Here is a 25,939-nt window from a genome sequence, read left to right on the forward strand (position 1 = left end):
CCCAGAAGCCCACTGATGGAAAAATCTAGGGGGCGGGGGTGAATAAACGCAAAAGGGAACGCCCCTGTCGGAACGTCCCTTCTTCCTCACTCAGCGACGAAAAAGACGGTCTAGAACCAACAGGGCAACTGCACCAATCGCGATTGCCGCAACTGGTTTTTCTTTAACGAATGTAGATACGCTGTCCAATGCGTCGCCATAGGTTTGTGTCAGCTGTCCAGCTGCTTGCCGACCAGCACCTTCAGCTTCCAGCTTCGAATCACCAAACAGTTTCCCAACTGCACTCTGCGCTTTGCCGGCGACCTTTTCAACAACACCTTCTACCTGTTCGCTCTTCATGATTCACCAAACCTTCGTGTGTGATTGAGTAACCCAGAATAAACCTGGGCTTGAGGCAACCTTCACGGCATTAGGGGGACGCTGGTAATGATTAGTTCAAAGTGGATGAGGCTCACAGGTAGCCAGCTATCATTCACTCGAAAACGTCAAGGAAACAGCCTCCGCTGACGGCATGCAGACGCCCTCAGCAAGACTCCATGTAGCAGCCCCATTAAGATAAGTTGGCATGTTCTGTCTTACTTCGACCGAGAATCCTGCGTCGCCAGTTAAACTTCTGAGTAGCCCAGCAGTCGCGCATAGACGTCAGCGCAGCAGTGAAAAGCTGTCCTGAATCCACTAAGCCGCAGAGAAGAACGCCACTTTAGCGGTAAGACGATCCGCCAAACCTGATAGCTCGATGCTAGCTGCCGCCACTTGGCGCGCGCCGTTGGCAGATTCAACAGTCGAACCATGAATGCGGTTGATATTTTCAGCGACCTCATCGGTCACGCTACTCTGCTGCACGGAGGCGCTCGCGATCTGAGCGTTCATATGACTGATTGCGGCAACCTGCTCGCTGATCCTTGCCAATGCATGCTGCGCACTGCGGGTTTGTGTGACCGTTTGGCTCGCTAGCTCGCAACTATCGCGCATAGTTTGGGATGCCGTTTCGGTACCCGATTGCAGCGTACTGATCATCTCCCGAATTTCCTCGGTCGACTGCTGTGTACGATTGGCCAAAGAACGTACTTCGTCAGCTACCACCGCAAACCCACGCCCGTGCTCCCCAGCTCTCGCTGCCTCAATAGCAGCGTTCAAGGCAAGCAAATTGGTTTGCGAGGCGATAGCGTTGATGACGTCGATCACTGACGCGATATTTTCACTGTGTTTGGACACCTGGTTCACGGTAGCAGTGGTTTGCTCAAGCGTTACTGCCAACTGTTCAATGGCAAGCGTGGTACTTGCAACCAGCTTGTTCCCACTTCCCACTTCAGTATCAGCCAACCGGGAGGCGTCAGCTGCCTGCGCGGCATATCCAGATACTTCATTAACCGTCGCGGCCATTTGCATTATGGCTGCGGCCACCTGCTCGGCTTCGCGGGTTTGTAAGCTGGTCTGCTCATTGTTAGCCGATGATGCGGCAGACAACTGGGTGGAGGAGTGATTGACCTCTTGGGCCGCCTTACGTACTTGCTGAATAGTCTCTCCGAGATGGCCTAGCGCGTCTTTCAGGACGCCCATCACACTGCCGGGATAATCTGTGGAAATCGTCTGATTCAGATCACCAGCTGCCAGTCGCTCGATGGCCAATGCAACGTCTGTGGGCTCAGCACCCAGCGTGGATTTAACGAAGCGAATAATTACAGCCGACAACGTGATGCTCAGCAGCAAAGCAATACCTGTCGCGATAAGCATCAGCGTACTGAACTGACTGGCGGTTGCCTGCACTGCGCCCAGCTTTGCCTTGATTGATGCTTCCTCGTAGTCGATCAGTGCATTGACGCGTTTCAGCCACTCACTGTAATCCAAAGACGTTTGACGCATCAGCAGCGCCTGAGCTCCAGGTATGTCACCCGCTTGGCGCAGGGAGATTACCGCCCTGGTGGAGTTAAGGGTTTGTTGTTCGATGTCCTTGATAGCGCTCAGTAATCGAACCTCCTCGCCTGTTACGCTTGCGCCCTTGAACAACTGATCCATTGGAGCCGCCGAGTCGGAGTAGGCCTTTTCCAAGGCTGTGACCTCCGATAAGTGTTTTGCCAAATCCGTATCAGTCGTCACCAGCACAGCATCCCGAATAGCGATGGCTCGGTTATGGACACTGCCTCGAAAATTGATTGCATAGCGCTGCACCTTGGCGGCATTTTCGCTGACGTCTTCCAAGGTGGAGTCAATGAACGCAACACGGTGAATGCCGATGGCGGTTATCAACATGAGCAGCGCCAGGATGGCTGCGAAACTAAGCCCTATGCGTGTGGCCAACGACAGCGTTTTCTTCATGGCTAGCTCGAAAATATGACCTGTACAGGCCTTTGTTGATTTGGAAGACGCGAACGGTACTAACAGCCCATTACGCTTGATGCCTTGACGATACGTCGACGCAGAAAGGTCATCCAGTTAGCAATACGCACCGCCATGATAGCCTATAGCTATCATTATGATGCGTATGTTCTGCAGTGGGCCTCGCGATTTACCTAGAGCGTTTTTGCGCGGCTATGGCAGTAGGTTCGTTATTGCTCTGAGCGCTGCCGACGCAGTAAGCCTGCTAACTGCTGAGCCAAAAGGGGGGTCAGGTTGCCGCCTTCTTGGGGTAAGGCGGCAGGGTTGGGTGTCAGGCTGTGGCCGTGCTGGACGTCGCGTCGAATTGCTCTTGAGCTCGGTCGACAAGCAGAGAGCTCAACTCGATCAGTTGCTGAATGCCCAAAGCGATGGAGCGCTGGGATTCGTCGAGGTCGAACGCCAGGGTTGCCGTCATTTGATTGGCGGATGCGAGGTTTTCGGCGGCGTTGGCTAGTAGGGTTTCGGTGTCGACGTTGGGGCTGACGAGGAAGACATTGGCAGTGGATTGTTCGACTGGTGCAGCGTTTGAAGCATGAGGCGGGTTAGGTGTGACTTTGTACATGGCGAAGCTCCTTAACTATTCAGGAACTGCCAAACTCACTTCCACATGAGGGTGGCAGCTGTACGCAGGTGTGGAAGACCAGGGCTAAGGACCCGGCGCACCGAAGTGCCCCGCGCACAGCCGCCGAAACACATAATACAGGCGTAAAAAAACGCCGGTAGCGGTTTATGGGCGATTGCGTCTTAGCTTGGTACGGACTTCCACATCCGGCCGCTGGGTTGGCAGCGGCTTGAGGAGGTTAGCTAGGGGAGGTCTGAGGGGCAAGCCGAGAAAAGTGTGGGAAATTTCCCGGAAAGCATAGTGGACTGAGAGAAGGGTATCGTGGTCTGACCCAGCTATTTGGGAAGTTGCCAGGCACTTTGGAGTTCTTCAGCGCAGTGCCCTAGATCTACTGATTGATAACGGCTTCTTGATAACGGCTTCGCGCAGGTGGCAGATCGATCCAGGGGCGAATTCGTGTTCATCCTTCCAGCCGCGCACCTGGTAATAGGTCTCCGACCACTAAGGGGACGGACTTATTTATGTTCAATTTCCATTACCCCCTGCCAGATCGGCGAGTAGACCGAAGGCTTTTACAGACTGAGTCAACAAATAGCCCAAATCAGCTACGCCGACGACCTGACGATTCAAGCCCGCACTCTACGATCAACCTTCCACATCGAGGCCGCCATGACTGGAATATCCCTAAACCCGCCGGAAGACCTAGCCGACCTGGCCAAAACCAACGGCCAAACGGCGAGCTACCTGGTTATGGACGTTCTTCGCGACTACATCGAACACGAAAAAACGCTGACCGCTCAAATCGAGCTGGCAGTAAAAGAAGCCGACCAAGACAAATTCGCCACTGATGACCAAGTGTCAGCCATGCACGCTAGGCGCTGGAGTAGGAATGCGGGTTGAGTGGCTTGAAAAAGCACTCAAAAATCTTGAAGACGAAGCCAATTACATTGCCCTTAAAACCCAAAGGCCGCTGATGACTTCTCCGATGCCATTTTCGCCAGCATCGACAAACTGGCTCTGTTCCCTACCATGGGTCGTGAAGGCCGGGTCAAACACACCCGTGAATGGGCAGTACCCAACTGGTCCTACCTGATCCCGTATCGGGTTCGCGGAGATCGTCTGCAAATCCTCGGCATATTCCACACACGGCAACGTCCGCGCTCGAAGTGGTGAATGGCACAAAACAAGCCTCTCCCACACCCTGGATCCATCCCTGATAAACTGCCCACCATTCGCCACGTTGATTCAGATCCCCAATGCCCCTACAAACCGCTCCTCTATCCCGCCGCTTTTCCGTCGCCCCGATGATGGATTGGAACGCCTAATCCTACAGGTCTCACAGAATGTGCACTACAACACCTCTGCCACCCACCTGTACCACTTCCGTACCAACGCTACTCTTACGCACCGATGCTTTGCCTCTTTTTCGTTGACTAGCAATCCCTAGAATTGCCACCGTTATGCTTGATTTCTTTCGATATGAGCCGTTCACCATACCAAGTGTTTTGCCAGTCCCCACGCCAGCATTCAGAGCAGCCGTGGGGAGTGGTTGAGCTTTTTTGGCGTTGGCGATAATTTTTGTGATGCCCTCTCTGTTGGAAAACTTTTACGACCAAGGGCTAGGACATACGCAAAAAAATGGATAGAACACCTAGTGCGAGTAGCAATTTCCCGCGCGAGGCATAAAAGGCAGAAGCATTCCTTTGTCGAGCTTCTCCTCATCGCTCGGGTCAAATAAGAATGAGGCTGGGTGGCCCAACGCTTTGTCGCTAGCCAACATTTGGTTGCTATACCAGCGCAACTGGGCCAGATCAGATTGCACGGCTCCAATTGCATCTTCGGTAATGGAAATTGCCGGCAAAAGCTTCTCTAGGTTACCAACCGCAACTGCCCTTGCTGAGGCGAATGCTTGGTCTGGTACATCTCTCTGACGCGTCTCAGTGACGGTCACGTATCGTGTTCGACAGCAATCCTCCTGCACCACTTCTTCTCTGTGACTGACGTAGTATGTCTCCACAATAGTTCGGTCAGCCGCGACGACCCATTTCAACTCATGTATTGACCCCAACGTTTCAATGTTAGAGCTGGCAAAAAATTGCGTTTGCAACATGGCTTGGATATTGATGAATGAAGGCTTGTACTGATCTATGAATATATCTTTGAGAGCTCCCAAACGATCCTCTCTTGCTTTGATAATAATTTTCAGCGCCGTCCTAATGTCTGGTTGTTGCTTTGTTGCAAGGTCAACAAAGTCCATGTACATGAGCAACGGCCCCAAGGAGCCGACGCGGGGATCATTTCGAAAAATATGGTTGAGGTTCTCCATCAACCGCAGAAAACCTTCTGACGACACTACATCAAACTTTGTTTCTTCACCCAACTGATCAAAAAGCGTTCGCAGTAATTCAAGATCTTGATAGGCTTTATCCAGCGCCTTAGCGTCAAGTTGATCCGCTACAATTCCTTCAATAATAAGGGGTAATTTTGAAAGCTTTTCGTAAATCTCAATATTCTGCTGCCTCAATGTCTCCATGCCTTGGACAATAGCGTTCAAATATGGCTTCAATTCCGCGATCGGATCACCTATTTTTGGTTTACTCCCGAAGAGTTTTTTGACCTTATCAAACGCCTCCGCAGCGGCTGAAACGATGGCTATAACGGTTCCCGGATCCATAGCGATACTCCGTTTTGGTTGAGCAGGTAGCCACCTCACTCTGCAAAAGTGGACAGCTGCTGTGACGAATGTAGCTTAAGGCCCTAAGTTGTCGACCCTTCTCACTAGAAATAGGCTGGTATTCCCTCCTTAAGGCTTGGATCGACCATGAAATTTCGAATACACAACCTCCAGTAGCCCCTCACCCGAGTATGGATAAGCCGCCGATCTAGCACATCAATGCCCCTCCGCCCCCAATACCTCCGCTCCAGCATTGTGCTCCGGGGCCCCTAAATGATGGATTTGAACACCTAAGGCTACAGACCTTCTAGAACTGGCATTGCAGCACCGCATCCGCATACCTGTACCATTTTCGTACCAACACCTACCTTTCTTGCACATCGAAGCGCTCCCCCTTGCTAGCTGGCTGCAACAAGGCCGAGCATGCCAATGCGTGAGCTGATGTGCTGATTGATTGGGCCACTCTCGCGAAGTTCGTGCCTGTTTTTTTCATAAGACCGCAAGGATAGGCGCGCCCCTTCTAGCAAGAAACTCATTAATATAGTAGCTTCTGGCCACCCCAAAAGGCTGCCGACCTTCCTACTCCATTAACCAGTGAGCAGTCATGTTCGAAGACATAGAAATACAAGTCAAAACAGTCAGCCAGTCTTTTCAAAGCCTGAAGTCGTTGTTCGGTGAAGAATTTGAAGCCGACGATTTAAAACACCTCTTTTCCGCAATAAAAAACAACCTTTTGAGCTTTGAGAGAAATATAGATATTGGCGACACAGACGAGGCACTTAAGAATGCCAAATTGACTAGTATTTTGGGGCAAGAGCTGGCTGAAAAAGCTCAGGAAATCCCGAATGATCGAATCAAGAAAGCTGGAAAGCTGGAAAGCTGGAAAGCTTCTAGATTTAGACTGCGAAACTCTAAACAAATTTATCAGAAACAGATTTGCACCAACTGAACACATTCCTCATGACGACCGAATAAAGAAACTACTAAACGAGAACGAAATACGTATCGTCGCGCTCGAAAAAAGAATCCAGTTTCTAGAGCAAGAAGCGCAGAATGAGATCAACAAAGTCATAGCTTTATATGCTGAAGGTGTAGAAGGCATAGAAAGTTCTAAATCGGAAATCAACGATATTCTTGGTCATGTTTCAGGTCGAGCAATTGCGGGCGACTATGAAAAAAGCGCTGCCGATGAGAAGGTGATGGCAGATTGGCTGAGATATGGTGCTCTAGCGTGTATGGCACTCATTGTGGTGGTTCTGGGCAGCGCAGTCGCAGCAACCATTTCTAGCGAGTTTGAATGGCCAAGATTCCTGAGTCGCGTCAGTTTGGTATTTTTACTTTCGATACCAGCCGCGTACCTTGCGAGAGAGTCTGCTAAACATAGGGAACAGCAGTATCAGCACCAGCAAACCTCACTCGACATGAAAGCCGTTTCGCCGTTCCTTGCTTCCCTCCCCGAGGATGAGCGACACAAGATTAAAGCTGCCATTGCTTCAAGGATCTTCAGCGGGAAGGACTTCTCCAAAGCTGGTGGTGATCCGTACCCCATCAACACCCATGAAATTCTTATGGAGCTGATTAAAAAGCTAGAAGTATCTACAAAGCCGAGCAACTCTAAAAACAGTACATCTGTTTGATTCAAACATAGGCGCTGATTTTTTCTCTATTTTGGAAAGCTCTGCGCCTGACCGACACAAACCAACTGAATAAGCAGCTGGTTTTCGCACTAGATTTAATATCTTTAACTAAGCGTAGAACACCCCAGAGACATTGACGGCAGTCATCCGTCCGATATGGTTTGCCGCCAGTCTCGTGCCGAATCAATTTATGTATCACTGATGGATTGGAGCTACTGAACCAAAGAGCCTTTAAAACAAAGACCTACAGTCAATTCATCTTTATCTCGTACCATTTATGTACCATCAGCGAATGGCGTAGAGAGTGTTACAGATAACGCTGTCGCGGCGATGGAAACCTTGGATGCAAATGCCAAAGCGATTACAGACGCGATTATGCAACTACGGCAGTTCTAGGGGGGCGCTTTGGCAGGCGGCAATCGGTCAAAAGCGATCGCCCGCGAGTGGCTTTCATGGATCCAAACGTGATATTCGAGGGCGCGCAGGCCTTACGGAACACAAAAATTGATTTCTCATCAGAAGGTGTGTAGTACAGTATGTCGCTGCAGCACGGACTGATAACACTTTAGGGAAGTCTCAATGAATATAACGTTCGCTTGGTGGAATGTCGGCTTGAAGCCGCCAGTTGCATCTGCGAAAGAGCCTGGAGCTTCCACTACCCTTCGCCCATGGTTCCTGTTTTGCCATCTAAAAGAGCTATTGGAACTTGACTTGATAGCATTTGGAGAGGTTTCAAATTCATTTGTGCTAGCACTAGGCCAATCTTTCTTAAGAGCAGGTTTTGCCTCTGTAAGTATAACTGGGAAGGAAGGCCGAATAATTTTCGACATTGCGGTATTTTATCGCGCAGACAAGTTGGAGCTTATTAGTAGCAAGAACATTGTCCACCCTCACTACTCAGGAAACTTAAGAGTTGCGGCTAGATTGGAGTTCAGAGTTGCAGGCAGTGAGGAACGAATTTTTTTTTACATATCTCATTGGCCTAGTAGACTATCTCGTCCAGATCTTGGTCGTGATGAGCTTGGTTACGCTTTAAGAGCTGATATAAACACCGTTTTTAAAGAAGAAGGCTTTGATGCAAAGATTATATTGATGGGTGATTATAATGATGAGCCTTTCGATAAATCCATATACGACAAGCTGGTCGCTACTAGGGATAGACGAGTAGTTATTGATAAGCCGTTTATTCTTTACAACCCATTCTGGCGCAGCTTAGGTGGAGTCCAACCCTACAGTCGCAATGGAAAGCTTTCTCCTTGTCATGGGACTTATTACTATAAAGGTAGTTCGCATGTGACAAAATGGTTTACTTTTGACCAGATAATTGTCTCCTCTGCGTTTATGGGGCATACGCCTTGGCATCTTGATGAAGAGTTGACCACTGTATACAGCTATCATGATGATGAGTACTTAGGAAATATTTTCTTCAAGAATTTTGATCATTTACCTATTTATGGAAGGGTGACTAGATATTATGACTGACTTCATGAGTGCACTTGCCGCAGGATTGGAAACCGCTAAGAAGGTGGGAAGGAATAAGCGTGAAATTGACGAAAAACTTTCGCATATCTCAGAGATGGTTTTTAAGGGAACAGATAATTATGTAAAGCTGGTTTTTGACCAGGTAAACCATCATAGAGAAGCCATACTTGGAAACTTAGTTTACTTTGTCTACGCTGTTTCTGCTTCTAATCCAAACGCTGCTGAAAAGATCGCTACGGTTGTTTCAGATCGAGATCAGGGGTATCCAGTTATTGTTGATTCTGACACTTCCAATTATGTGTGCATGGGAGTTAGTGAGATAGAGTCAGCATTTGCTGATATAGTTCAAACAACCACTGTCTCAAATATATTTTATAGGCTTATGGTGGGTTAGTTTTAAACGGAAATTTCTCACTGCATCTCAAACTGGCTATGCAACATCAACGGGTGACACCGACCACTATTTCCGAGGCTCGGATAGGTCGTGGAATTACGCCCGCCGGCCTAGAGAGACGTGTCGCGACCCATCACCGCGCGGCAGATGAATGCGCTAAAGGAGCTTCAGCGGGAGGACCCGGACCTGGGCGAACTGGCCATCGCCATCGCACAGGTCTTCGATGCCACGAGGGTCGAAAACACGGAGCTGGCCGCGTTGATCCTGGACAAGACCTGCCGGCGCATGGGCGCCCGTGAACCCGGCAGTCAGGAAGCAATGATCCAGCACCTAGCGACATTCGGTAAGTTGAATTACCTAACGCCCACGCAGGTCAGCGACTTTACCGATCGAATCAGTAGGCACGGTTAATCATTCACAACGGAATTCACAAAGAAGCACTGCGCGCCTGGTTAAGGGGCGCGCGGATTTCGTGTGGAGCTGTGAACGAATCTGAAACTGTGTACCACTTCCCCCCTTAAATCATCACTTCTATCGGGCCGTACCTATCACCAAGCTGACGTTCTTGCTCAAGGCTCTTGTCGATCCAATCCCGACACCACTGGCAAGCACATCTTAGCGGTGACAGCGATGTGCGATAGAGCGTCCGCGCATGATCATTACGAGTACATAAAGAAGCGCGCGCAGGCGCCGCGTGTATAGCGGTTGCGTTTTTTTGGGTTCGACATCGGAAAAAGGTAAGAGAAGAAATTTCAGCTACTGAATCGGCTATAACTCTTGATTTCTAAGGCTTTGAGGGTGAATCAGAAAGGTAATATCTAAGTAATAAATAGATTATATAATTACTTCTATCAAAGGTAATATCAAAATAAGACAAAACCCTTTAAAATCAGCACGTTAATAAAATATCACTCCATGAATTACTAAAAATAACTTACTCAAGTAATTCACGAACCCCAATGAATTCGGGGCTTCCAGGCGTTTGCCTACCACCATATTTCCTAATTACTCTTTTCCGACACCTTTCCTGAAAACACCTACAAGCATCACCAACCCCCTTCAGCAATCCCCTACCCTCGCAGGGTTCCGCAGGTTTCCCCCCCTCCCAAAACGCCAACCAAACGCCCAGCCGGAGCCGCCGAGAGTGGTCCGCAGGGGCGCAGAAAAAACGACCCATTTAGCCCGCAGGCGAGGTGGGGGGACGACGGCGCGCGCCAGGTGAGAAAGCGCCCGCTAAAAGCTTTGTGGCACGTTGCTCCCCCAGCCCGTCGCCTCACGCTCTCGTCACAGAAATGAATCGAATAAAGAACCACCGTCCAGTTTTCGTACCGCGATTCGCTCTCATGAAATTCAACTAAGCCAAAACGCTCAAGCTTCAGCTGTGGGCTCGACCTTTGACGACTAAGACTTTCGAATGCAGAACTCGGAAGCGCACCGTGAAACCCTCCACTCGATGGCCGCCAAATTTGGCGAGAGCAGAGTTAATCGATCAATTCAGAAATTCGACAAGAACGAGATGGCAGACGAGGCGTATTGGAACTCAATTGAAGAGTTTCAAAGCTCCACTGACCGATATCGGGGATCTTCGAGCTATGATGTTGTGAGATCGGGACGGATAAACTGCTTGGCACAATATGTAGTGAAGCAGTCGCTGACCCCTAGGGCCGGCCCTCACCTGCTACGGGGGCGTATAAGGATAGCGACGGATAAGGCAGGAAGGAAAATGCTAACCAATCTCAAATACAATCAAGGGTGATGATGAAAAACTTGAGAAGTTATGACCCCATTTGGATGGGTGTCCTTACAGGCTTGGCTGCGTTAATCCTTTGGTATTTTTCAAGCATTGCAATCGAAAAATCAATAACCCCTGTCACAGACAAGGTCTGGCCATTTTTCTCTGCGGGACTTGGTGCCTTTTTTGGTTCTTATTTTGCATATTTATTCAGAAAGCATGAGGAACAGCAGGCAAAACTTAAAAAAAGGAAAAGCAGTTTAGATGCATGTCTTTTTACCTTGATCAGACAGTACAACGCCATGTTTCAAATGAAAAAAGAGTTTGAGAAACACGCAACAATTCTTGACCGTGCGTTCTCAATGCAGGCGATGAAATTCCCCGAGTATAAAGACGCTAGAATTGACTTCGAAAATTTAAGCTTCTTAACAGAAATAAACGAAATCAATCAACTTCTCGAGCTAACCATAGAGCAGGAACGATTCGAGCAAACAATTATAAGCATGGAGATAAGAAACAATTTCCACATAGAGAAACTTCAGCCAGCCATTGAGAAAACCAACATTAACGGACGCGAACTACCCCTGGAAGAAATTGAGCGTCTGCTGGGAAGACTCATATTCCACACCGCAATAAACTCTGCAACTCAAACTTATACGCTTCTTTGCAAAAATCTAGATTCAAACCATGAACTTCATCAAAAAACCTGGAATATCGCAAAAAGAATATTTCCTAACCAGGTTTTCCTAAAGCCCTCCGAACTTCACGTCAAAAACAAACCCGACCTATAACCCCACACCATGTGGTCCACCCTCAAAACACGACAGCTTTCACGACACATACAGAACATTAAAAAGCAGCAAATATATACAGCCACCACCTATTCTCACAAAACTTCTTCAGTGTAAAACCACTTTAACGGTCGCAGAAAAAAAGCCGCCTCCAGGGCGGCTCATACAATAGTATGACACGCGAGCCTATCAACTCAGAATAGTCCCCCCAATGCAGCCGGCTCCCAATTCATTATCACCAGCTCCCCGCTGACCTCGGCTTTCCCCTGCCGCTGATTCGCCGTGCTGTATCGAATATCCACCATTTCGAAGTGAAACCCGTCAAACACACGCCGAATATCGGGGTGGTCATTAATACTGACCATCACCTTGCCCTTGCAGCGGCGCATAAAGTCGGCCATTCGCTCGTAGTTTTCAAAAGGAAAGTCCACGCCATAGCCTGCGGTCTGCCAGTAAGGCGGATCCATGTAGTGGAAGGTATGCGGCCGGTCGTACCGCTCCGCACATTCCAGCCAGCCCAGGTTCTCGACGTAGGTACCCGACAGCCGTTGCCAGGCGGCAGACAGGTTTTCCTCAATCCGCAGCAGGTTGATGGCAGGGCCGGTGGTGGCTGTACCGAACGTCTGCCCGCTGACCTTCCCCGCAAACGCATGGTGCTGTAGGTAGAAAAACCGCGCAGCCCGCTGGATGTCGGTGAGCGTTTCGGGCCTGGTCATCTTCTGCCATTCGAACACCTGACGAGAGCTGAGCGCCCACTTGAACTGGCGCACGAACTCCTCCAGGTGGTTCTGCACCACGCGGTACAGCGTCACCAGGTCGCCGTTGATGTCATTGAGAACCTCAACCGGCGCGGCCTGGGGCCGCATGAAGTAAAGCGCGGCACCGCCGGCAAAAAACTCGACGTAGCATTCATGGGGTGGAAACAGCGGAATAAGACGATCTGCCAGGCGACGCTTGCCGCCCATCCACGGGATTATCGGTGTGCTCATAAGTGATCCTTGTTTCGACAATTGGATTCGCTTAGGCTTCGCACCCCCTGCGCAGTGGGGCGAGGCCTTGGTTGGAGCACTCGGCTGGTTCGAGTGTTTCAGCGTCGAACCGGTGTTGACGCACCGGTTCGTCGCCTCGTTTGCTGCGCAGGGGGTTTTAGGCCCCCACGGGAATTTCGTAGGGTTTGAAGCGCACGACCTCCTCCCCGAGCCATTCATTCACTTGCGTCATGCGCGCCTGAATAGGCTCCAGCTCGTTGGCCGCATAGATCTGCGCGGCTTCCCTGATCGACCCAAACCCACCCGCGTTCTGCGGCACGATCCCCATCAACTGCGGCGGAATGCGCAAGCTGGCCAGCACGTCGTCGCGGGTCTGGTTTTTGATCGAATTGAATTCGTCCTTGGCCGTCACTTCGCTGACAGGGATGATCTGCAGACCGTCCTTTTTACCGTTCGGCGAGTACACGAACAGGTTGCGGAAGTTGCCCGGCCCCTTGGAGTCCTTGAGCGCCTTGCGCAGTGAATCGACGTCCGCTTCGTTCTGCGCGGCATCGGTCATGTAGAGGATGAAGCCGGCATGACTGCCGTTCTCGTAATACTTACGGCGAAACAGCGTGGCCGATTCATTCAACAACGCCGACTGCAAGGCGCTGATCCACTCGGGCAGGCCATACACCTCCTGGTGCAGATCCGCTTCCCGCAGATGAAAAACGGTGCCCGGTTCGAATTCATGCTCTTCCTTCCAGCCCTGGACCATGAACTGCCGGCCGTCCTTGCCCGAGCGCATGTACTTCGCCAACGGCGGTACCAGCTCGCGCACCGGGCCGAGTATCGAGCGCCGTCCTTCCAGATAGCCGTTACCCAGACACAGGAAGTCCAGGGCGAACTGTTCGAACGCTGCCCGCGATAGCAGCCGGTGTGGAATGAAGGTTTTGCTCAGCAAATTGCGCTTGAACATCAGCCCCGAGTGAAGGTGCACACTGGAACCCACAGACCGTGCCAGACCGTCCAGCGACAGCGGGGGCTCATACCAGCGCCCGTTAAACCAGCACTCCAGATAATCAAACACCTCCCGGCCACTCAACACTGGCGCCGGATCGCCGAAGCTGAACGCCTCCATCTTGCTCTCACTGCGCGGAATGAACTCCTGCGTTGCAACCGTGGAAGCCTGGACCACTTGCTTGGTATTTCTGCGACGGTTCGACATCAAAAAATCTCCATCCGCCCGGTATTGGCAGTGGTCTGCCCCTCCAGCGGTTCGTTGTGCAATGCGTGAAAGAGCGCCCACGCCAGGTCGGCGTGGCCGGTGTTGTCGTTGCGGCCGGCGGTGTAGGTGAATTGGCGTCCGCCTGCGGTGATGGTCTTGCGGATCGCCATCAACGACTGGGCCATGTCGGTCCAGCCGGCGTCGAACTCCAGCCGGCCCCGGTGGATCACGTCGTAGGCCTTCAGTACCAGGCGGGTCTTGACCTCAGGCGAATAGCTGAATGTGGTGACATTGGGGAAGAATTGGCGCACCAGCTGCGCCACGCCGCTGCCGAGACCGGTGACGTCAATGCCGATGTACGTCACCCAGTAGCGGTCGCAGACGGCTTTGATCACGCTCGCTTGCGCCGCGAAGTCCATGCCTCGGAATTGGTGACGCTCCAGTACCCGGAACTTGCCCCCTGGTACCAAAGGCGGTGCGACCACCACCAGGCCCGAGCAATCGCCGGTTTCCGCCGGGTCATACCCGACCCACACCTGGCGGTCGCCGAACGGCCGCATCGCAAACGGCTTGTAGTCCTCGGCCCACTCGACCCAGCTGTCGACCATGCAGGGCTGCAACACCGTCAGCGGGAAAATGCTCGCGCCGTCGTCGACGAATTCGCACATGAGCAGGTTGGCGAACGCTTCCGGGCTGTACTCCCGCCGCAGCTCTTCAATGTCGAAGAGGTCGCAACCGCCCTGCTCCGCGTCGAGGATAGTGACGATCTGTCGCCACAACCGGTCTTCGCAGAACCTACCCTGCTGGAGCGCCCCGTGGGATACGTCGAGAAGTAGGTTTTGCGCCACTTCTTGTGCATCGCCATACCCGAACTTCAATCCAGCCACCTATGGTGCTCACATCTGGCTGGAGCACTTCCGTAGCCTGCTGCCCGACAGCCCTTTCAAGGCCTACGGTGACGTGCTCGCTGTCAAGACCGAAGAAGTTGAAATCAACGGCCAGAAGAAGCTGGCCCTGTTCGCCCAGGTCGAGCCGACGCCCGATCTGATCGCCATGAACAAGGCCAAGCAGAAGATTTACACCTCGATCGAAATCGACGACAGCTTCTCGGATACCGGCGAGGCATACATCGTTGGCCTTGCGGTGACCGACTCCCCGGCCAGCCTGGGCACCGATGTACTGTCTTTCTCGGCGCAGAAGCCAGAATCCAGCCCATTCAAAGACCGTCATTACTCCGCGACATCGATGTTCACCGAGGCAGTGGAAACCGAGTTGCAGTTTGAGGAAATCGAGGACAAACCCAGTCTCGGCGCCCAGCTCTTCAGCAAGGTGCAGGCGCTGCTCGGCGGCAAACAGGCGAAGGACGACGCCGAATTCGCCCAAATCGGCTAGGCCGTCGAAGCGATTGCCGATCACGTCAAGGATCTGCCCGATCAACTGGCTGCCGAGAAGAAATTCTCCGGCGAACTGAACACCAAGCTTGAGCAGCTCAGCAAAGACCTGGTCGAGCTGAAAACCACCCTCGGTAAAACCCAAGACCACTCCCAAACCCAGCGCCCACCGGTACGAGCAATGCGCCGCCGTAGTGCCAGGCCTTACCGAGGCCCTGACTGCGTCCAACCGAAAGCGGCATCGGTTCGTTTGCGAGCCCCAGGGTAATGGCGCGAAACCCGCAGAACACAAAGCGCTTCCGACTGGCCCGCTCGATCGCACCAGGCTGGTCCAGCTCCGATTCACGCTTGCGCGTCCACGCCTGGGCGGCCTGTTTCCGGGCGAAGGTCTGGCTCTCTTGGTAGACTTGCACTCCGTCGCGTTTGATGCGGATTTGAGCCGTGTAGCTCACAGTCCCATCCGCCAGTTTTCTTGCCCTGATAGTCGCCATTTCAAAAGTGGTACGCGTCAGTTTTGAGGTGGTACCTCGTACCACCGAGCCTCCAAAAAAACGCCTGAAAACGCCCTAAAACTCGTCAAGAACACGTTGAGTAAAATGCTAGATAAACAGAGCTTTAGCCCAGCAGAATCAAGCCCCGCACTGTCTCGGCGCTTTAGCGTTGCACCCATGATGGATTGGACCGACCGCCACTGCCGGTTCTTCCTGCGCCTGCTCTCCAAGCACGCCCTGCTCTACACCGAGATGGTCACTACTGGCGCAATCCTCCACGGCGACCACGACCGCTTCCTGCGCCATAACGAAGCCGAGCACCCTCTGGCGCTCCAGCTCGGCGGCAGTGTCCCCGCTGACCTGGCCGTCTGTGCCCGTATGGCCGAGGCTGCCGGTTACGACGAAGTGAACCTGAACGTCGGCTGCCCCAGCGACCGGGTGCAGAACAACATGATCGGCGCGATCCTGATGGCTCACCCGGCCCTGGTGGCCGATTGTGTGAAGGCGATGCGTGATGCGGTGTCGATTCCGGTGACGGTGAAGCACCGTATCGGGATCAATGGTCGGGATAGCTACGCCGAGCTGTGTGATTTCGTCGGAACGGTGAAGGATGCCGGCTGCACCAGTTTTACCGTGCATGCGCGGATTGCGATTCTGGAGGGGTTATCGCCTAAGGAGAACCGCGACATTCCGCCGTTGCGTTATGACGTGGCGGCGCAGTTGAAGCAGGATTTCCCGGAGTTGGAGATTATTCTCAACGGCGGCATCAAGACGCTGGAGCAGTGCCATGAGCATTTGCAGACGTTTGATGGGGTGATGCTGGGCCGGGAGGCTTATCACAATCCATACCTGCTGGCGGAGGTGGATCAGCAGTTGTTTGGCAGTGAAGCGCCGGTGATCAGTCGGGCTGAGGCGTTGGCGCAACTGCGGCCTTATATTGCTGAGCATTTGGCGACTGGCGGGACGATGCATCACATTACGCGGCATGTGCTGGGGTTGGGCACCGGTTTCCCTGGGGCACGCAGATTCAGGCAGTTGTTGTCGGTGGATATTCATAAGGCTGCGGATCCGCTGGCATTGTTGGATCAGGCTGGGGCTTTGTTGGAAGGGCGTTGATTGGATAGCGTGCAGGGGGTCAGTTGGCATGAAGCGCTATCCTAGTGTCATCGGGCAGTCGGGTTGAACCTGTCGGCCGTTCTGGCCTCCTATTGATCAGTACGGCCGGGCATTCAAACGGCTGTTTTCAGGTTGTTGCCCTCGCAAACGATCGAACGCATTTGCGCCCTTGAGCGCCTGCCAGCGCTCGGGTAATGTCATCAGACCCATAGGACAGAGCACGCCCATGACTTCCAAGTTGGAACAACTCAAGCAATTCACTACTGTCGTAGCCGATACCGGCGATTTTTCCACCCTCGCCAAGCTCAAGCCCCAAGACGCCACTACCAACCCTTCCCTGCTGCTCAAGGCCGCGTCGATCCCGGGCTATGCCAAGCTGCTGGATGAGTGCGTGCAGGACTGCAACGGTGATGTCGGCTTGGCCAGCGACCGTTTCGCGGTGGCCGTGGGCCAGGAGATCCTTAAGGTCGTGCCAGGACGCATCTCCACCGAGGTGGATGCCCGCCTGTCGTTCGACACTGACGCCGTACTCAAGCGTGCGCACCGTCTGATCGACCTGTACGACAAAGCCGGGGTTAGCCGTGACCGCGTACTGATCAAGATCGCATCCACCTGGGAAGGTATCCGCGCGGCGGAGAAGCTGGAAAAAGAAGGCATCCAGACCAACCTTACCCTGCTGTTCTCGTTTGCCCAGGCGGTAGCGTGTGCAGAGGCCGGCGTGTTCCTGATTTCACCGTTCGTAGGCCGTATCTACGACTGGTACAAGAAAGCCAATGGCAACGACTACACCGGCGCTGATGATCCGGGCGTGCAGTCTGTGACGCGCATCTACAACTACTACAAGGCTAATGGCTACAAGACCGTGGTGATGGGTGCGAGTTTCCGTAACCTGAGCCAGATTGAAGAGCTGGCCGGCTGTGATCGCCTGACCATCAGCCCGGACCTGCTGGAGAAACTGGCGGCGGATGACGGCAAGCTGGAACGCAAGTTGTCGCCAGGGCACGCCGGGGAAGCGCGGGTGCATCTGACTGAAGCGCAGTTCCGTTGGGAGTCCAACGAGGATGCGATGGCGACTGAGAAGCTGGCGGAGGGGATTCGTCAGTTTGCCCGGGACCAGGAGAAGCTTGAGGCACTGTTGTCCGCCAAGCTGTAAACGGCGGAGGCGGCAAAAAGGGCGGTACCTGTGAGGGTACCGCCCTTTTTTTGCTCTGTTGTCCCCTACGTGCAGGCGATCCTGGGATCAGTGACGCTCGAGGGCGTTGACGAGGTCGTGGAAAGCTTCGCGGTTGGACTCGTTCAGGCCCATCAGGATCTTGTGCGCTTCCAGCACCTTGACCCGCACCACTTCCTCGGACTGATCCTGGGACGGCAGGTCGGTGAGGCATTCCGGGCAAGGGATCGGGCGATCAACGATGTTGAACACCTGGTCGAAGCCCATGGACTGCAACAGACGGGTGATGTCTTCGTGGGTAGTGACGACGGTCGGCAACAGGCCGACCTTCTGCCGGGACAGAATGGACAACTTGGCCAACAGCCCAAGGGTGGTGCTATCGATGCTGCGGGTTTCGGTCAGATCGATCACGATCGCCGAGAAATTCAACGCCGTGAAAATCCGCTCAATCGTCGCATCCAGCGCCGAACACAAGGTCAGGCGCACTTCACCGACAAACTTCAGGACGAAGGTCCCGTCTTGCTCGGCGAATTGGATTCTTCCGGTACTCATCAAAGATTCCTGCTCAACACCAATAGGGCGATATCATCCGGCATCTCCCCTAGCGTGGCCAATCCAAAAACCTGCCGCAGGCCATCCAGGCTGCCGCCCGCCGACTTGACCTTCTGGGGCAAGGCGGCTTCTTTCTCTTTGAGTGTAGGCTCTGGAAGAAGATCCAGGATGCCATCGGACATCAGCGTCAGGCTGAACGTCGGCGGCAGCTCCAGGATGTGGTCTTCGTAAGTAGCTTCATTGAACAAGCCTACGGGCAGACCACGCCCTTCCAGATAACGCACACTGTCGGGAGTGTATAAAACAGGCATCGGCAGGTGACCGCCGATGCTGTAGGTCAAAAGACCGGTTTCTTCATCAATCACGCCGCCCACCATCGTCACGTGCTTGCCCAGCTTGCAGCTGATCAGGCCTCGGTTGATGTGGCCCAGCACCTCGGAGGGAGTAAACTCCGGCAAGGTGCCATTACGCTTGGATTCGAACAACAGCCGTGTGGTCATGAACTTCAACAACACGGTGACAAAAGCAGAGGAAGCACCATGGCCGGAGACATCGGCCAGGTAGAACGCGACACGCCGCTCGTCTACGCGGAAATAATCGACAAAATCGCCCGACAGGTACAACGACGGGATGATCTGGTGAGCAAACTGGAATTCATCGATGGTCCAGGGGCTGACCGGCAGCATGTTCATCTGCACCTGGCGACCGGCGTTCTGGTCTTCCTGAAGCAGGTTAAGGCTGGCTTCGAGTTCGCGGTTGGCGGTTTCGAGCTTTTCGCGGTAGCGCTGGTTCTCGACCAGCAGGCGCGCACGATCCAAGGCGCGACGCACAGAGTGCTCCAGTACCGCCAGGTCTTCGAGGGGCTTGATCAGGTAGTCGGCAGCGCCCAGACGCAACGCTTCCACGGCATCGTTCATGACGCCGGCACCGGACACGACAATCACCGGCGTCTGCGGGGCAAGCTCGGTCACCTGGCGAATCAGCTCCAGGCCGCCCATCTGGGGCATGCGCAGGTCGCAGATCACGAGGTCGGGCTGGTCGCGCTCGAATACCTGGAGACCCTGTTGGCCATTACTGGCCTGCAGGACGCTGAAGCCACTGTCTTCCAAATAGGCCGCGAGGCTCGCGCGCACTACTTCGTCGTCATCGATTATCAGCAGCGTGGCACTGGTTTTTTGCATGTGGGCAAACGGCGCCAGAATTAGGTTGGCGTAGGTGGCTCGGCAATGGCCGGGCTCACGTACTGGATTCGCTTTCTAGCCTCTCTGTACTACAACGCAATGGGATTTTCCCCATGCACAACTGTAAAGCAGAGGTGCCCTTCTAAGGCGCAGACGGTACTCCCATCCGCCAGGGGTTTCAAGCTCATGCCGATGGTCGCCGGGCGTCTTTACATCGCAAATCACCGGGAGTTATAAGAACAGCCAAGACCACAACACAAAGTAAGGATGGAACCGATGGGCGAACACGAGCGCGACTACGCCGAAAAACGCGATTTCATCCGCATGCGGGTGGATGCCGAAGTATCTTTGCTCCACGAAGGCCAGGAGTTTGCCGGGGTTTGCGTGGACCTTTCCAGCTCCGGGATGCAGGTGCAGGCACCGCGCCAGTTTGCCGTGGGAGACCTGCTCACCGTACGCATTGATTCAGACCACCCGGCGCTTAAGGGCCTGGAGGCTGACACGAAAGTGGTCTGGACCAAAACCACGGGCGACGAGCAACAACTCGGGCTTAGGATCCTGAAAATGCGCTGAAACCCGCGCACAAAAAAGGCGACCGCCAGGGTCGCCTTTTTTTCATTTCAAAACATCACAGCTTAAAAGTCGTCGACGACCTTGCCATCCTTGACCTTGAACTCGCGGTTCTGCAGGTAGGCATTGCGGATGAAGGTGTACTTGTCGCCGGTGATCAGTTTCTCGCTATCGAGCAGGCTGGCACGGGTGTCAACGATGTTCAGGCCCATGGTGCTGTTGCGCCAGCCGATATCGTTCATATAGCGGTACGGTTGGGTGTAGCTGTCCACGTATTTGGACGGTGCATCACGCAAGGTGCTCGGGCCCAACAGCGGGATCATCACGTAGGGACCGCTGCCCACGCCCCAGTAACCGAGGGTCTGGCCGAAGTCTTCATCACTGCGTTGCAGCCCCATTTTGGTGCCGACGTCGATAAAGCCCAGCACGCCGAAAGTGGTGTTAACCAGCAAGCGCGCAGTGTCGACCCCGGCATTGTGGGGCTTGAGCTGCAGCACATTGTTGGCCAGGTTGCCGACATCACCGATATTGCGGAAGAAGTTATGGATACCATCTTCGACAAATTGCGGGGTGATCCACTGATAGCCTTGGGCCAATGGCTTGAGGGCATAGGTATCAACGGTGTCGTTAAAGGTGAAGATCGGGCGGTTGACGCTTTCCCATGGATCATCTTCCGATGCAGCCTGTGCAGCGAAAGGCGCCAGCAGGACAGTGGCACACACCGATAGCTGAGCGAAGTAGTGGCTCCAGCGCATAGCTTTTGCTCCTTGAATGGTCTGTCATGGGCGCTATGCCCTGAATAAGGCCGTCAGTATATGACGGAAGTGTCCAATTAGGCAGCTGCTAGGAATCGTCCTAACACAAATGGACAATTTTCCTACAATTAGCCGCCTGTCATCTGCTTGTCATCCTGCCCCGATAGCGTCACAGCTATTTCAGGGATGTCGACATGCCTCACGCCGAGATAGCCATCGCCAACGCGCCCGCCTTGACTGCTGTTCTGTTTGGCCTGAGTGGTTGCCTGGTGGACTTTGGTTCCCGGGCACGCACCGATTCCCCCTCCCCGGACTCCCAAGCCACACCCGGCGCCCTGAAAATCCTGCGCAGCCTCAAGGAACAAGGCGTCCCCTGTGCCTGGCTGGATGAACTGCCGCCTTCGGTAACCACACCACTGGCCGCCGTACTGCCCGGCTGGCTCAAGGCAGCCCCCCCCTCCTCCATCCGCTGGCCCGCCCCTCATGCCTGCTGGCAAGCCTTGATGGAACTCAACATTGAACGCCTGGAAGGTTGCGTACTGGTCAGTGGCGAACCGCGCCTGTTGCAATCGGGCCTGAATGCCGGTTTGTGGACCATTGGCCTGGCCTCCTGTGGTTCGCTGTGCGGCCTGGCGCCTGAGCAGTGGCAGGCGCTGAGCGACAAGGAACGCGAGCACAAGCGCGGCAAAGCCACCGTTGAGCTCTATGGCCTGGGGGTCCACTCGGTGATCGATCACCTCGGTGAACTCGGCACCTGCCTGGCCGACATCAGCCTGCGCCAGCTCAAAGGCGAGAAGCCCTGATCGAGATCATGCACAGTCGGCGCCCGTGGATTAATCTACAGGTCAATCCGTAGACCTTTCACTGCGTGCCGTGGTCTATGCCAGTGCCTATCGATAAAAGGAAGACCGTCATGCCTGATCGCAAAAAACTGGAAGAACAGGTCGAAATCCTGCGCGGGCAGCTGGAACAGGAACCGCCGCTGTCGGAAGAAAAACGTGAAGCGCTGCAGGCCTTGATTGCCAAGTTTGAATTGCAACTTGAACTTGAACCGGCCACTCAAACGCCGAGTATTTCCGACGATGTGAGCCAAGCTGCCATAGAGTTCGACGCTGAGCACCCGGTAATTTCCGGGACACTGCGCAATATCATGATCACCTTGGGTAACATGGGGATCTGACCCGAGCCCAAGCCAGGCGCAGAACCAAAAGGTAGGAGAGGGCTTGCCCCCCTCCCACCTTTGCTTACTGACGGGCCAGGCGCACGTTCTGGAACGCCACATCCTCAGTACTGCGGTAAGGGTTGATATCCAACCCGCCGCGCCGCACATAGCGCGCATACACCGTCAACTTCTCCGGCTTCAGCAAACGCTGCAGGTCGAGGAAAATGCGCTCCACGCACTGTTCATGGAAATCCGAGTGCTGGCGAAAGCTCACCAGGTATTCCAGCAAACTCCCGTGATCCAACGCCGAACCGCGATACTCAACCACTACGCTGCCCCAGTCGGGCTGGCTGGTCACCGGGCAGTTGGACTTGAGCAGGTGGCTGTGCACGCTCTCCGCGACAATGCGCGAGTCATCGCAACGCAGCAGCTCCGGGCGCGGGTGTTCGTAGTTGCTGACACTGATATCCAGTTCGTCAATGCACGTGCCCGGCAACGCCATCACGCCTTCGGCCTCAATGTCGGCCAAGCTGCGGATACGCACGGTAACAGGCTTGCCGGCGGCAGCGCTGAGGTCGGTGCGCAGGGTCGCTTCCAGGCTGGGTGTATCGGTGAACGCGGTCTGGTTCAGCGAGTTGAGGTACAGCTTGAACGACTTGGACTCGATGATGTTCGGCGAGTCGGCGGGGATGCTGAACTCACCGATGGCCACCACCGGCTTGCCCGACGGCAGCAGCCAGGACAACTCGAAGCAGTTCCAGAAGTCCACGCCCTTGTAAGGCAAGGTCCCGGCGCTCAGGCCCAGCTCGGCCCACTTGGCGGCGCGTGGAATCGGGAACAGCAACGAAGGGGTGTAGGTGGAGATGTATTCACTGGACTTGCCCAGCGGCGAATGTTCGGCTGCGGGATGCATGGCGGAAACCTGGCTAAATAAACCGCGCCAGTCTACCAGCCTTTGCCCCCGCCCTTAAGAAACGCCTTACTCAACGGTCAGCTTGCCGACCATGCCCGCCTGGTAATGCCCGGGGAGGTTGCAGGCGAACTCCAGGCCGGTGGCCTTGGTGAACGTCCAGGTCAGCTCAGCGGTCTTGCCGGGTTCCACCAGCACGCTGTTGGGATCGTCGTGTTTCATGCCGCCCATATCACCATGGCCCATCGCACTGTGATCCATCTTGCCCATCCCCGTGGAGGTGAGCATGCCGCTGGCCTGCATCTGCAGCATTTCCTTCTGGTGTTCGGCGTGCATCGCCGCGTCACCGAGGTTGAATTCATGCAGCAACTGGCCTTTGTTGACCAGTACAAAGCGCACCGTCTCACCGGCCTTGACGTCCAGGGACTTGGGCGAAAAGGAAATGTCCTGCAGCGTCACTTCCACGGTGCGTGTGGCCTTATCCGCCGGTGCCGGCTGGCCGAACGCGTAGGTATGGGCCGCATCCGCCATTACATTGAAACTCAACGCCAACAGGCAGCTCGCCAACAACAGGGGTGTACGCAATGCCATCTCGATTCTCCAAAAAGTGTGCAACCTGCTTGGACAGCACTCTAAGAGTGCGCCGCTGCCAGCCAGCTGACTGCTAGATTACAACTTTGTCAGGTTGCGCCCTTCCCCTGGCACCCAGGGTATAAAGCCCCTCGTGAACTGTTGCCAAGAGCCGCCCATGAAATTGCTGATCGTCGAAGACCAACCGAAAACCGGCCACTATCTGCGCCAAGGCCTGGCCGAGGCGGGCTTTACCACCGAACTGGTGGCCGACGGCACCAGCGGCCAGCACCTGGCGCTGACCGGCGATTATGACCTGTTGATCCTGGATGTGATGCTGCCCGGTCGCGACGGTTGGCAAATCCTGCAAGCGGTGCGCAGTGCCGGCCTGGAGATCCCGGTGCTGTTTCTGACCGCCCGGGATGCCGTGGAAGACCGGGTGCACGGCCTGGAACTGGGTGCCGACGATTACCTGGTCAAGCCCTTTGCCTTCTCCGAACTGCTGGCGCGGGTACGCAGCCTGTTGCGCCGTGGCAGCAGCACGCCGCAGGAAACCGCTCTGCAACTGGCCGACCTGCGCCTGGACCTGCTCCGCCGCCGCGTCGAACGGGACGGCCAGCGCATCGACCTCACCGCCAAGGAGTTCTCCCTGCTGGAACTGCTGCTGCGCCGCCAGGGCGAAGTCCTGCCCAAGTCGCTGATTGCCTCCCAGGTGTGGGACATGAATTTCGACAGTGACACCAACATCATCGAAGTCGCGATCCGGCGCCTGCGCCTGAAAGTCGACGATCCCTTCCCCACCAAGCTGATCCATACCGTGCGCGGCATGGGTTATGTGCTGGAGGAGCGCAGCCATTGAACCAGCGTCTGTCCCTGGCCAGCCGCCTGGCCCTGCTGTTTGCGGCGTGCACCGCGGTGGTCTCGTTGCTCGCGGGCGTGCTGTTCAACCGTGCCAGCGAGGCGCACTTCATTGAGCTGGACCAACAGCAACTCGACAGCACGCTGGTGGCGCTGCGCAGTACCTTGCAGGGCGTCGAATCACTGGACTCATTCGCCCAACGCGAAGCGCAGCTGCGAGCCGAACTCAATCGCCAGCCTGACCTGACATTGCGCATCACCGCCGCCGGCCAGCGCTGGCTGGACGATGCGCCAAGCGTCAGCCTGCCCGAGGCGCCTGGCCTGCACACCCTGCAAAACGCAGGTACCGACTACCGCGTGTACAACGCCCCCTTGAGGCCCGGCCAGCCCGCTTCACCGCAACTGACCCTGATACTCGACATCACCCATCACCAGCACTTCCTGCAACGCATGCAACATTTGATCTGGCTCACCGTCGGCCTGTCGGCCCTGGCCACCGCGCTGCTGGGCGCCTGGGCTGCACGCAGTGGCTTGCGTCCGTTGCGGCGCATGGGCGAAGTGGCTGCCAGCGTGTCGGCCCACTCCTTGACCCAACGCCTGCCTCACCAGCAAATGCCGGCGGAACTGGCCGACCTGGCCCAGGCCTTCAATGCCATGCTGGGGCGATTGGACGACGCCTTCCAACGCCTGTCGGCCTTCTCCGCCGACATTGCCCATGAACTGCGCACGCCCCTGTCGAACCTGCTGACCCAGACCCAGGTCATCCTGACCCAACCGCGCCCCTTGGAGGATTACCGCGAAGCGCTGCACAGCAACCTGGAAGAGCTGCAATGGATGGCGCAGTTGGTGAATGACATGCTGTACCTGGCCAAGGCGGACCACGGCTTGCTGGTGCCCAAGCGCGAGCCGTTGGTGCTGGCGGATGAAGTGGAGACATTGCTGGAGTTTTTCGCGTTGCTGGCAGAAGACGCACAGGTCTCGCTGGTACGCGAAGGCGGCGCGCAAACCGTCGGCGATCGCGGCATGCTGCGCCGGGCCCTGTCGAACCTGCTGGATAACGCCCTCAGGTTTACCCCGGCCGGCGGCCAAGTGCGCGTGCGGATGGTTGAAGGCACACGGGGCGTGACACTGACGGTAGAGAACAGCGGGGAAGGTATTCCAGCGCACGTGTTGCCGAGGTTGTTCGACCGGTTCTACCGAGCCGACCCGGCGCGCCATGAAGGCAGCAGCGAGCATGCGGGGCTGGGATTGGCGATTACCCAGTCGATTGTGCGAGCCCATGGGGGGAGGATTTTTTGTGAATCCGCGGCGGGGTGGACAAGGTTTGTGATTGAGTTGCCCAGGGGAAATTGATGCAAGCCGGGCCGG

The 25,939-nt window shown here is 54.9% G+C and carries 25 protein-coding genes and 5 pseudogenes; 16 read left to right on the plus strand and 14 right to left on the minus strand.

What is annotated here, in order from left to right; genetic code table 11:
- Window positions 1–90: 90 nt before the first annotated feature.
- The 4 genes and pseudogenes from BB029_RS31980 to BB029_RS12030 form a co-directional block, all read right to left on the minus strand.
- The gene (locus BB029_RS31980; RefSeq protein WP_082340961.1) at window positions 91–339 is read right to left on the minus strand and encodes a CsbD family protein; all 249 of its coding nucleotides are present in this window, start codon (window positions 337–339) and stop codon (window positions 91–93) included.
- Between the two features lie 336 nt (window positions 340–675).
- Window positions 676–1,734 carry a methyl-accepting chemotaxis protein gene (locus BB029_RS34170; protein WP_371914615.1) on the minus strand — a complete coding sequence of 353 codons (1,059 nt, stop codon included), beginning with the start codon at window positions 1,732–1,734 and terminating at the stop codon, window positions 676–678.
- Between the two features lie 72 nt (window positions 1,735–1,806).
- Window positions 1,807–2,316 (minus strand): annotated as a pseudogene (locus BB029_RS34175) (MCP four helix bundle domain-containing protein); the annotation flags it as partial.
- A 331-nt stretch (window positions 2,317–2,647) separates the two neighbouring features.
- The gene (locus tag BB029_RS12030) at window positions 2,648–2,938 is read right to left on the minus strand and encodes a DUF6124 family protein (RefSeq protein ID WP_065939322.1); all 291 of its coding nucleotides are present in this window, start codon (window positions 2,936–2,938) and stop codon (window positions 2,648–2,650) included.
- Between the two features lie 669 nt (window positions 2,939–3,607).
- Here BB029_RS12030 and BB029_RS12035 point away from each other — a divergent pair.
- Together BB029_RS12035 and BB029_RS31985 are read left to right on the plus strand one after the other, a co-directional pair.
- Window positions 3,608–3,838 (plus strand): hypothetical protein, encoded by a 231-nt coding sequence (locus BB029_RS12035; RefSeq protein ID WP_065939323.1) that lies wholly within the window; start codon window positions 3,608–3,610, stop codon window positions 3,836–3,838.
- Window positions 3,828–4,111, plus strand: a pseudogene (locus BB029_RS31985) (type II toxin-antitoxin system RelE/ParE family toxin). Before BB029_RS12035 ends, BB029_RS31985 begins: the two are co-directional and overlap by 11 nt.
- Before the next feature lie 478 nt (window positions 4,112–4,589).
- Here BB029_RS31985 and BB029_RS12040 read toward each other — a convergent pair.
- Window positions 4,590–5,612: a hypothetical protein gene (locus BB029_RS12040; protein WP_065939324.1), complete on the minus strand. Its 1,023-nt coding sequence runs from the start codon at window positions 5,610–5,612 to the stop codon at window positions 4,590–4,592.
- A gap of 604 nt (window positions 5,613–6,216) precedes the next feature.
- Here BB029_RS12040 and BB029_RS32810 point away from each other — a divergent pair.
- The 6 genes from BB029_RS32810 (at window position 6,217) to BB029_RS12060 (ending at window position 11,648) form a co-directional block, all read left to right on the plus strand.
- Window positions 6,217–6,561, plus strand: coding sequence for a hypothetical protein (locus tag BB029_RS32810; protein WP_141696520.1), 345 nt, complete (start codon window positions 6,217–6,219; stop codon window positions 6,559–6,561).
- A complete protein-coding gene (locus BB029_RS12045; RefSeq protein ID WP_065939325.1) occupies window positions 6,458–7,249 on the plus strand; it encodes a hypothetical protein in 792 nt (263 codons plus the stop codon). Before BB029_RS32810 ends, BB029_RS12045 begins: the two co-directional genes overlap by 104 nt.
- A gap of 579 nt (window positions 7,250–7,828) precedes the next feature.
- Window positions 7,829–8,731 carry an endonuclease/exonuclease/phosphatase family protein gene (locus BB029_RS32815; protein WP_141696521.1) on the plus strand — a complete coding sequence of 301 codons (903 nt, stop codon included), beginning with the start codon at window positions 7,829–7,831 and terminating at the stop codon, window positions 8,729–8,731.
- A gap of 4 nt (window positions 8,732–8,735) precedes the next feature.
- A complete protein-coding gene (locus BB029_RS32820; protein WP_141696522.1) occupies window positions 8,736–9,125 on the plus strand; it encodes a hypothetical protein in 390 nt (129 codons plus the stop codon).
- A 120-nt stretch (window positions 9,126–9,245) separates the two neighbouring features.
- Window positions 9,246–9,536: a hypothetical protein gene (locus BB029_RS12050; RefSeq protein WP_065939326.1), complete on the plus strand. Its 291-nt coding sequence runs from the start codon at window positions 9,246–9,248 to the stop codon at window positions 9,534–9,536.
- Window positions 9,537–10,883: 1,347 nt separating this feature from the next.
- Window positions 10,884–11,648 carry a hypothetical protein gene (locus BB029_RS12060; protein ID WP_141696523.1) on the plus strand — a complete coding sequence of 255 codons (765 nt, stop codon included), beginning with the start codon at window positions 10,884–10,886 and terminating at the stop codon, window positions 11,646–11,648.
- 194 nt (window positions 11,649–11,842) lie between these two features.
- Here BB029_RS12060 and BB029_RS12065 read toward each other — a convergent pair whose 3' ends face one another.
- The 3 genes and pseudogenes from BB029_RS12065 to BB029_RS12075 all read right to left on the minus strand — a co-directional run.
- Window positions 11,843–12,637: a DNA adenine methylase gene (locus BB029_RS12065; RefSeq protein ID WP_065939329.1), complete on the minus strand. Its 795-nt coding sequence runs from the start codon at window positions 12,635–12,637 to the stop codon at window positions 11,843–11,845.
- Between the two features lie 157 nt (window positions 12,638–12,794).
- Window positions 12,795–13,844, minus strand: a complete 1,050-nt coding sequence (locus BB029_RS12070) for a phage portal protein (RefSeq protein WP_065939330.1) — start codon at window positions 13,842–13,844, stop codon at window positions 12,795–12,797.
- Window positions 13,844–14,689 (minus strand): annotated as a pseudogene (locus tag BB029_RS12075) (terminase large subunit domain-containing protein); the annotation flags it as partial. The gene BB029_RS12070 and the pseudogene BB029_RS12075, both read right to left, overlap by 1 nt.
- Before the next feature lie 25 nt (window positions 14,690–14,714).
- Between BB029_RS12075 and BB029_RS12080 the strand changes: the two are divergent.
- Window positions 14,715–15,503: pseudogene (locus BB029_RS12080) on the plus strand (GPO family capsid scaffolding protein); the annotation flags it as partial.
- Window positions 15,504–15,534: 31 nt separating this feature from the next.
- Here the strand turns inward: BB029_RS12080 and BB029_RS33700 are convergent.
- A pseudogene (locus BB029_RS33700) lies at window positions 15,535–15,726 on the minus strand (site-specific integrase); the annotation flags it as partial.
- A gap of 105 nt (window positions 15,727–15,831) precedes the next feature.
- On the opposite strand from BB029_RS33700, the gene dusA reads away from it, so the two are divergent.
- Together dusA and tal are read left to right on the plus strand one after the other, a co-directional pair.
- Window positions 15,832–16,842, plus strand: a complete 1,011-nt coding sequence (gene dusA, locus BB029_RS12085) for a tRNA dihydrouridine(20/20a) synthase DusA (protein ID WP_065939331.1) — start codon at window positions 15,832–15,834, stop codon at window positions 16,840–16,842.
- Between the two features lie 226 nt (window positions 16,843–17,068).
- Window positions 17,069–17,995, plus strand: a complete 927-nt coding sequence (gene tal / locus BB029_RS12090) for a transaldolase (protein WP_027604215.1) — start codon at window positions 17,069–17,071, stop codon at window positions 17,993–17,995.
- Between the two features lie 87 nt (window positions 17,996–18,082).
- Here the strand turns inward: tal and rssC are convergent, their stop codons facing one another.
- Window positions 18,083–18,565: an anti-sigma factor antagonist RssC gene (rssC, locus tag BB029_RS12095; RefSeq protein WP_003172602.1), complete on the minus strand. Its 483-nt coding sequence runs from the start codon at window positions 18,563–18,565 to the stop codon at window positions 18,083–18,085.
- Window positions 18,565–19,746 (minus strand): two-component system response regulator RssB, encoded by a 1,182-nt coding sequence (gene rssB / locus BB029_RS12100; RefSeq protein ID WP_027604216.1) that lies wholly within the window; start codon window positions 19,744–19,746, stop codon window positions 18,565–18,567. The genes rssC and rssB overlap by 1 nt, the downstream gene beginning before the upstream one ends.
- 276 nt (window positions 19,747–20,022) lie before the next feature.
- Between rssB and BB029_RS12105 the strand changes: the two genes are divergently transcribed.
- Window positions 20,023–20,319 carry a PilZ domain-containing protein gene (locus BB029_RS12105; protein WP_065939332.1) on the plus strand — a complete coding sequence of 99 codons (297 nt, stop codon included), beginning with the start codon at window positions 20,023–20,025 and terminating at the stop codon, window positions 20,317–20,319.
- A gap of 62 nt (window positions 20,320–20,381) precedes the next feature.
- On the opposite strand, the gene BB029_RS12110 is transcribed toward BB029_RS12105, so the two are convergent.
- Window positions 20,382–21,071, minus strand: a complete 690-nt coding sequence (locus BB029_RS12110; protein WP_027604219.1) for a VacJ family lipoprotein — start codon at window positions 21,069–21,071, stop codon at window positions 20,382–20,384.
- Window positions 21,072–21,265: 194 nt separating this feature from the next.
- Between BB029_RS12110 and BB029_RS12115 the strand changes: the two genes are divergently transcribed.
- Window positions 21,266–21,874 (plus strand): phosphatase, encoded by a 609-nt coding sequence (locus tag BB029_RS12115; RefSeq protein WP_065939333.1) that lies wholly within the window; start codon window positions 21,266–21,268, stop codon window positions 21,872–21,874.
- A 110-nt stretch (window positions 21,875–21,984) separates the two neighbouring features.
- Window positions 21,985–22,251 (plus strand): DUF4404 family protein, encoded by a 267-nt coding sequence (locus tag BB029_RS12120; RefSeq protein ID WP_065928147.1) that lies wholly within the window; start codon window positions 21,985–21,987, stop codon window positions 22,249–22,251.
- A gap of 64 nt (window positions 22,252–22,315) precedes the next feature.
- On the opposite strand, the gene queF is transcribed toward BB029_RS12120, so the two are convergent.
- Window positions 22,316–23,146, minus strand: coding sequence for an NADPH-dependent 7-cyano-7-deazaguanine reductase QueF (queF, locus tag BB029_RS12125; protein ID WP_065939334.1), 831 nt, complete (start codon window positions 23,144–23,146; stop codon window positions 22,316–22,318).
- 66 nt (window positions 23,147–23,212) lie between these two features.
- Window positions 23,213–23,734: a plastocyanin/azurin family copper-binding protein gene (locus BB029_RS12130; protein WP_065939335.1), complete on the minus strand. Its 522-nt coding sequence runs from the start codon at window positions 23,732–23,734 to the stop codon at window positions 23,213–23,215.
- A 157-nt stretch (window positions 23,735–23,891) separates the two neighbouring features.
- Here BB029_RS12130 and BB029_RS12135 point away from each other — a divergent pair, with 157 nt between their 5' ends.
- Together BB029_RS12135 and BB029_RS12140 are read left to right on the plus strand one after the other, a co-directional pair.
- The gene (locus tag BB029_RS12135) at window positions 23,892–24,572 is read left to right on the plus strand and encodes a heavy metal response regulator transcription factor (protein ID WP_027604224.1); all 681 of its coding nucleotides are present in this window, start codon (window positions 23,892–23,894) and stop codon (window positions 24,570–24,572) included.
- Entirely contained in the window at window positions 24,569–25,924 is a 1,356-nt protein-coding gene (locus tag BB029_RS12140; RefSeq protein ID WP_065939336.1) for a heavy metal sensor histidine kinase, read from the plus strand. The genes BB029_RS12135 and BB029_RS12140 overlap by 4 nt, the downstream gene beginning before the upstream one ends.
- The last annotated feature ends 15 nt before the right edge of the window (window positions 25,925–25,939 follow it).

The sequence above is a fragment of the Pseudomonas sp. S3E12 genome (assembly GCF_001702295.1).
Lineage (GTDB): Bacteria > Pseudomonadota > Gammaproteobacteria > Pseudomonadales > Pseudomonadaceae > Aquipseudomonas > Aquipseudomonas marginalis.

What these genes read in the sequence shown, in the direction of transcription:
- BB029_RS12105 (WP_065939332.1), top strand. Translation starts at nt 20,023, where the DNA reads ATGGGCGAACACGAGCGCGACTACGCCGAAAAACGCGATTTCATCCGC.
- queF (WP_065939334.1), bottom strand. Translation starts at nt 23,146, where the DNA reads ATGCATCCCGCAGCCGAACATTCGCCGCTGGGCAAGTCCAGTGAATAC.
- BB029_RS12060 (WP_141696523.1), top strand. Translation starts at nt 10,884, where the DNA reads ATGAAAAACTTGAGAAGTTATGACCCCATTTGGATGGGTGTCCTTACA.
- BB029_RS32815 (WP_141696521.1), top strand. Translation starts at nt 7,829, where the DNA reads ATGAATATAACGTTCGCTTGGTGGAATGTCGGCTTGAAGCCGCCAGTT.
- BB029_RS31980 (WP_082340961.1), bottom strand. Translation starts at nt 339, where the DNA reads ATGAAGAGCGAACAGGTAGAAGGTGTTGTTGAAAAGGTCGCCGGCAAA.
- BB029_RS12135 (WP_027604224.1), top strand. Translation starts at nt 23,892, where the DNA reads ATGAAATTGCTGATCGTCGAAGACCAACCGAAAACCGGCCACTATCTG.
- BB029_RS12040 (WP_065939324.1), bottom strand. Translation starts at nt 5,612, where the DNA reads ATGGATCCGGGAACCGTTATAGCCATCGTTTCAGCCGCTGCGGAGGCG.
- BB029_RS12065 (WP_065939329.1), bottom strand. Translation starts at nt 12,637, where the DNA reads ATGAGCACACCGATAATCCCGTGGATGGGCGGCAAGCGTCGCCTGGCA.
- BB029_RS12120 (WP_065928147.1), top strand. Translation starts at nt 21,985, where the DNA reads ATGCCTGATCGCAAAAAACTGGAAGAACAGGTCGAAATCCTGCGCGGG.
- BB029_RS12045 (WP_065939325.1), top strand. Translation starts at nt 6,458, where the DNA reads ATGATCGAATCAAGAAAGCTGGAAAGCTGGAAAGCTGGAAAGCTTCTA.
- BB029_RS12035 (WP_065939323.1), top strand. Translation starts at nt 3,608, where the DNA reads ATGACTGGAATATCCCTAAACCCGCCGGAAGACCTAGCCGACCTGGCC.
- BB029_RS32820 (WP_141696522.1), top strand. Translation starts at nt 8,736, where the DNA reads ATGAGTGCACTTGCCGCAGGATTGGAAACCGCTAAGAAGGTGGGAAGG.
- BB029_RS32810 (WP_141696520.1), top strand. Translation starts at nt 6,217, where the DNA reads ATGTTCGAAGACATAGAAATACAAGTCAAAACAGTCAGCCAGTCTTTT.
- tal (WP_027604215.1), top strand. Translation starts at nt 17,069, where the DNA reads ATGACTTCCAAGTTGGAACAACTCAAGCAATTCACTACTGTCGTAGCC.
- rssC (WP_003172602.1), bottom strand. Translation starts at nt 18,565, where the DNA reads ATGAGTACCGGAAGAATCCAATTCGCCGAGCAAGACGGGACCTTCGTC.
- dusA (WP_065939331.1), top strand. Translation starts at nt 15,832, where the DNA reads ATGCTAGATAAACAGAGCTTTAGCCCAGCAGAATCAAGCCCCGCACTG.
- BB029_RS12130 (WP_065939335.1), bottom strand. Translation starts at nt 23,734, where the DNA reads ATGGCATTGCGTACACCCCTGTTGTTGGCGAGCTGCCTGTTGGCGTTG.
- BB029_RS34170 (WP_371914615.1), bottom strand. Translation starts at nt 1,734, where the DNA reads ATGCTTATCGCGACAGGTATTGCTTTGCTGCTGAGCATCACGTTGTCG.
- rssB (WP_027604216.1), bottom strand. Translation starts at nt 19,746, where the DNA reads ATGCAAAAAACCAGTGCCACGCTGCTGATAATCGATGACGACGAAGTA.
- BB029_RS12070 (WP_065939330.1), bottom strand. Translation starts at nt 13,844, where the DNA reads ATGTCGAACCGTCGCAGAAATACCAAGCAAGTGGTCCAGGCTTCCACG.
- BB029_RS12030 (WP_065939322.1), bottom strand. Translation starts at nt 2,938, where the DNA reads ATGTACAAAGTCACACCTAACCCGCCTCATGCTTCAAACGCTGCACCA.
- BB029_RS12110 (WP_027604219.1), bottom strand. Translation starts at nt 21,071, where the DNA reads ATGCGCTGGAGCCACTACTTCGCTCAGCTATCGGTGTGTGCCACTGTC.
- BB029_RS12115 (WP_065939333.1), top strand. Translation starts at nt 21,266, where the DNA reads ATGCCTCACGCCGAGATAGCCATCGCCAACGCGCCCGCCTTGACTGCT.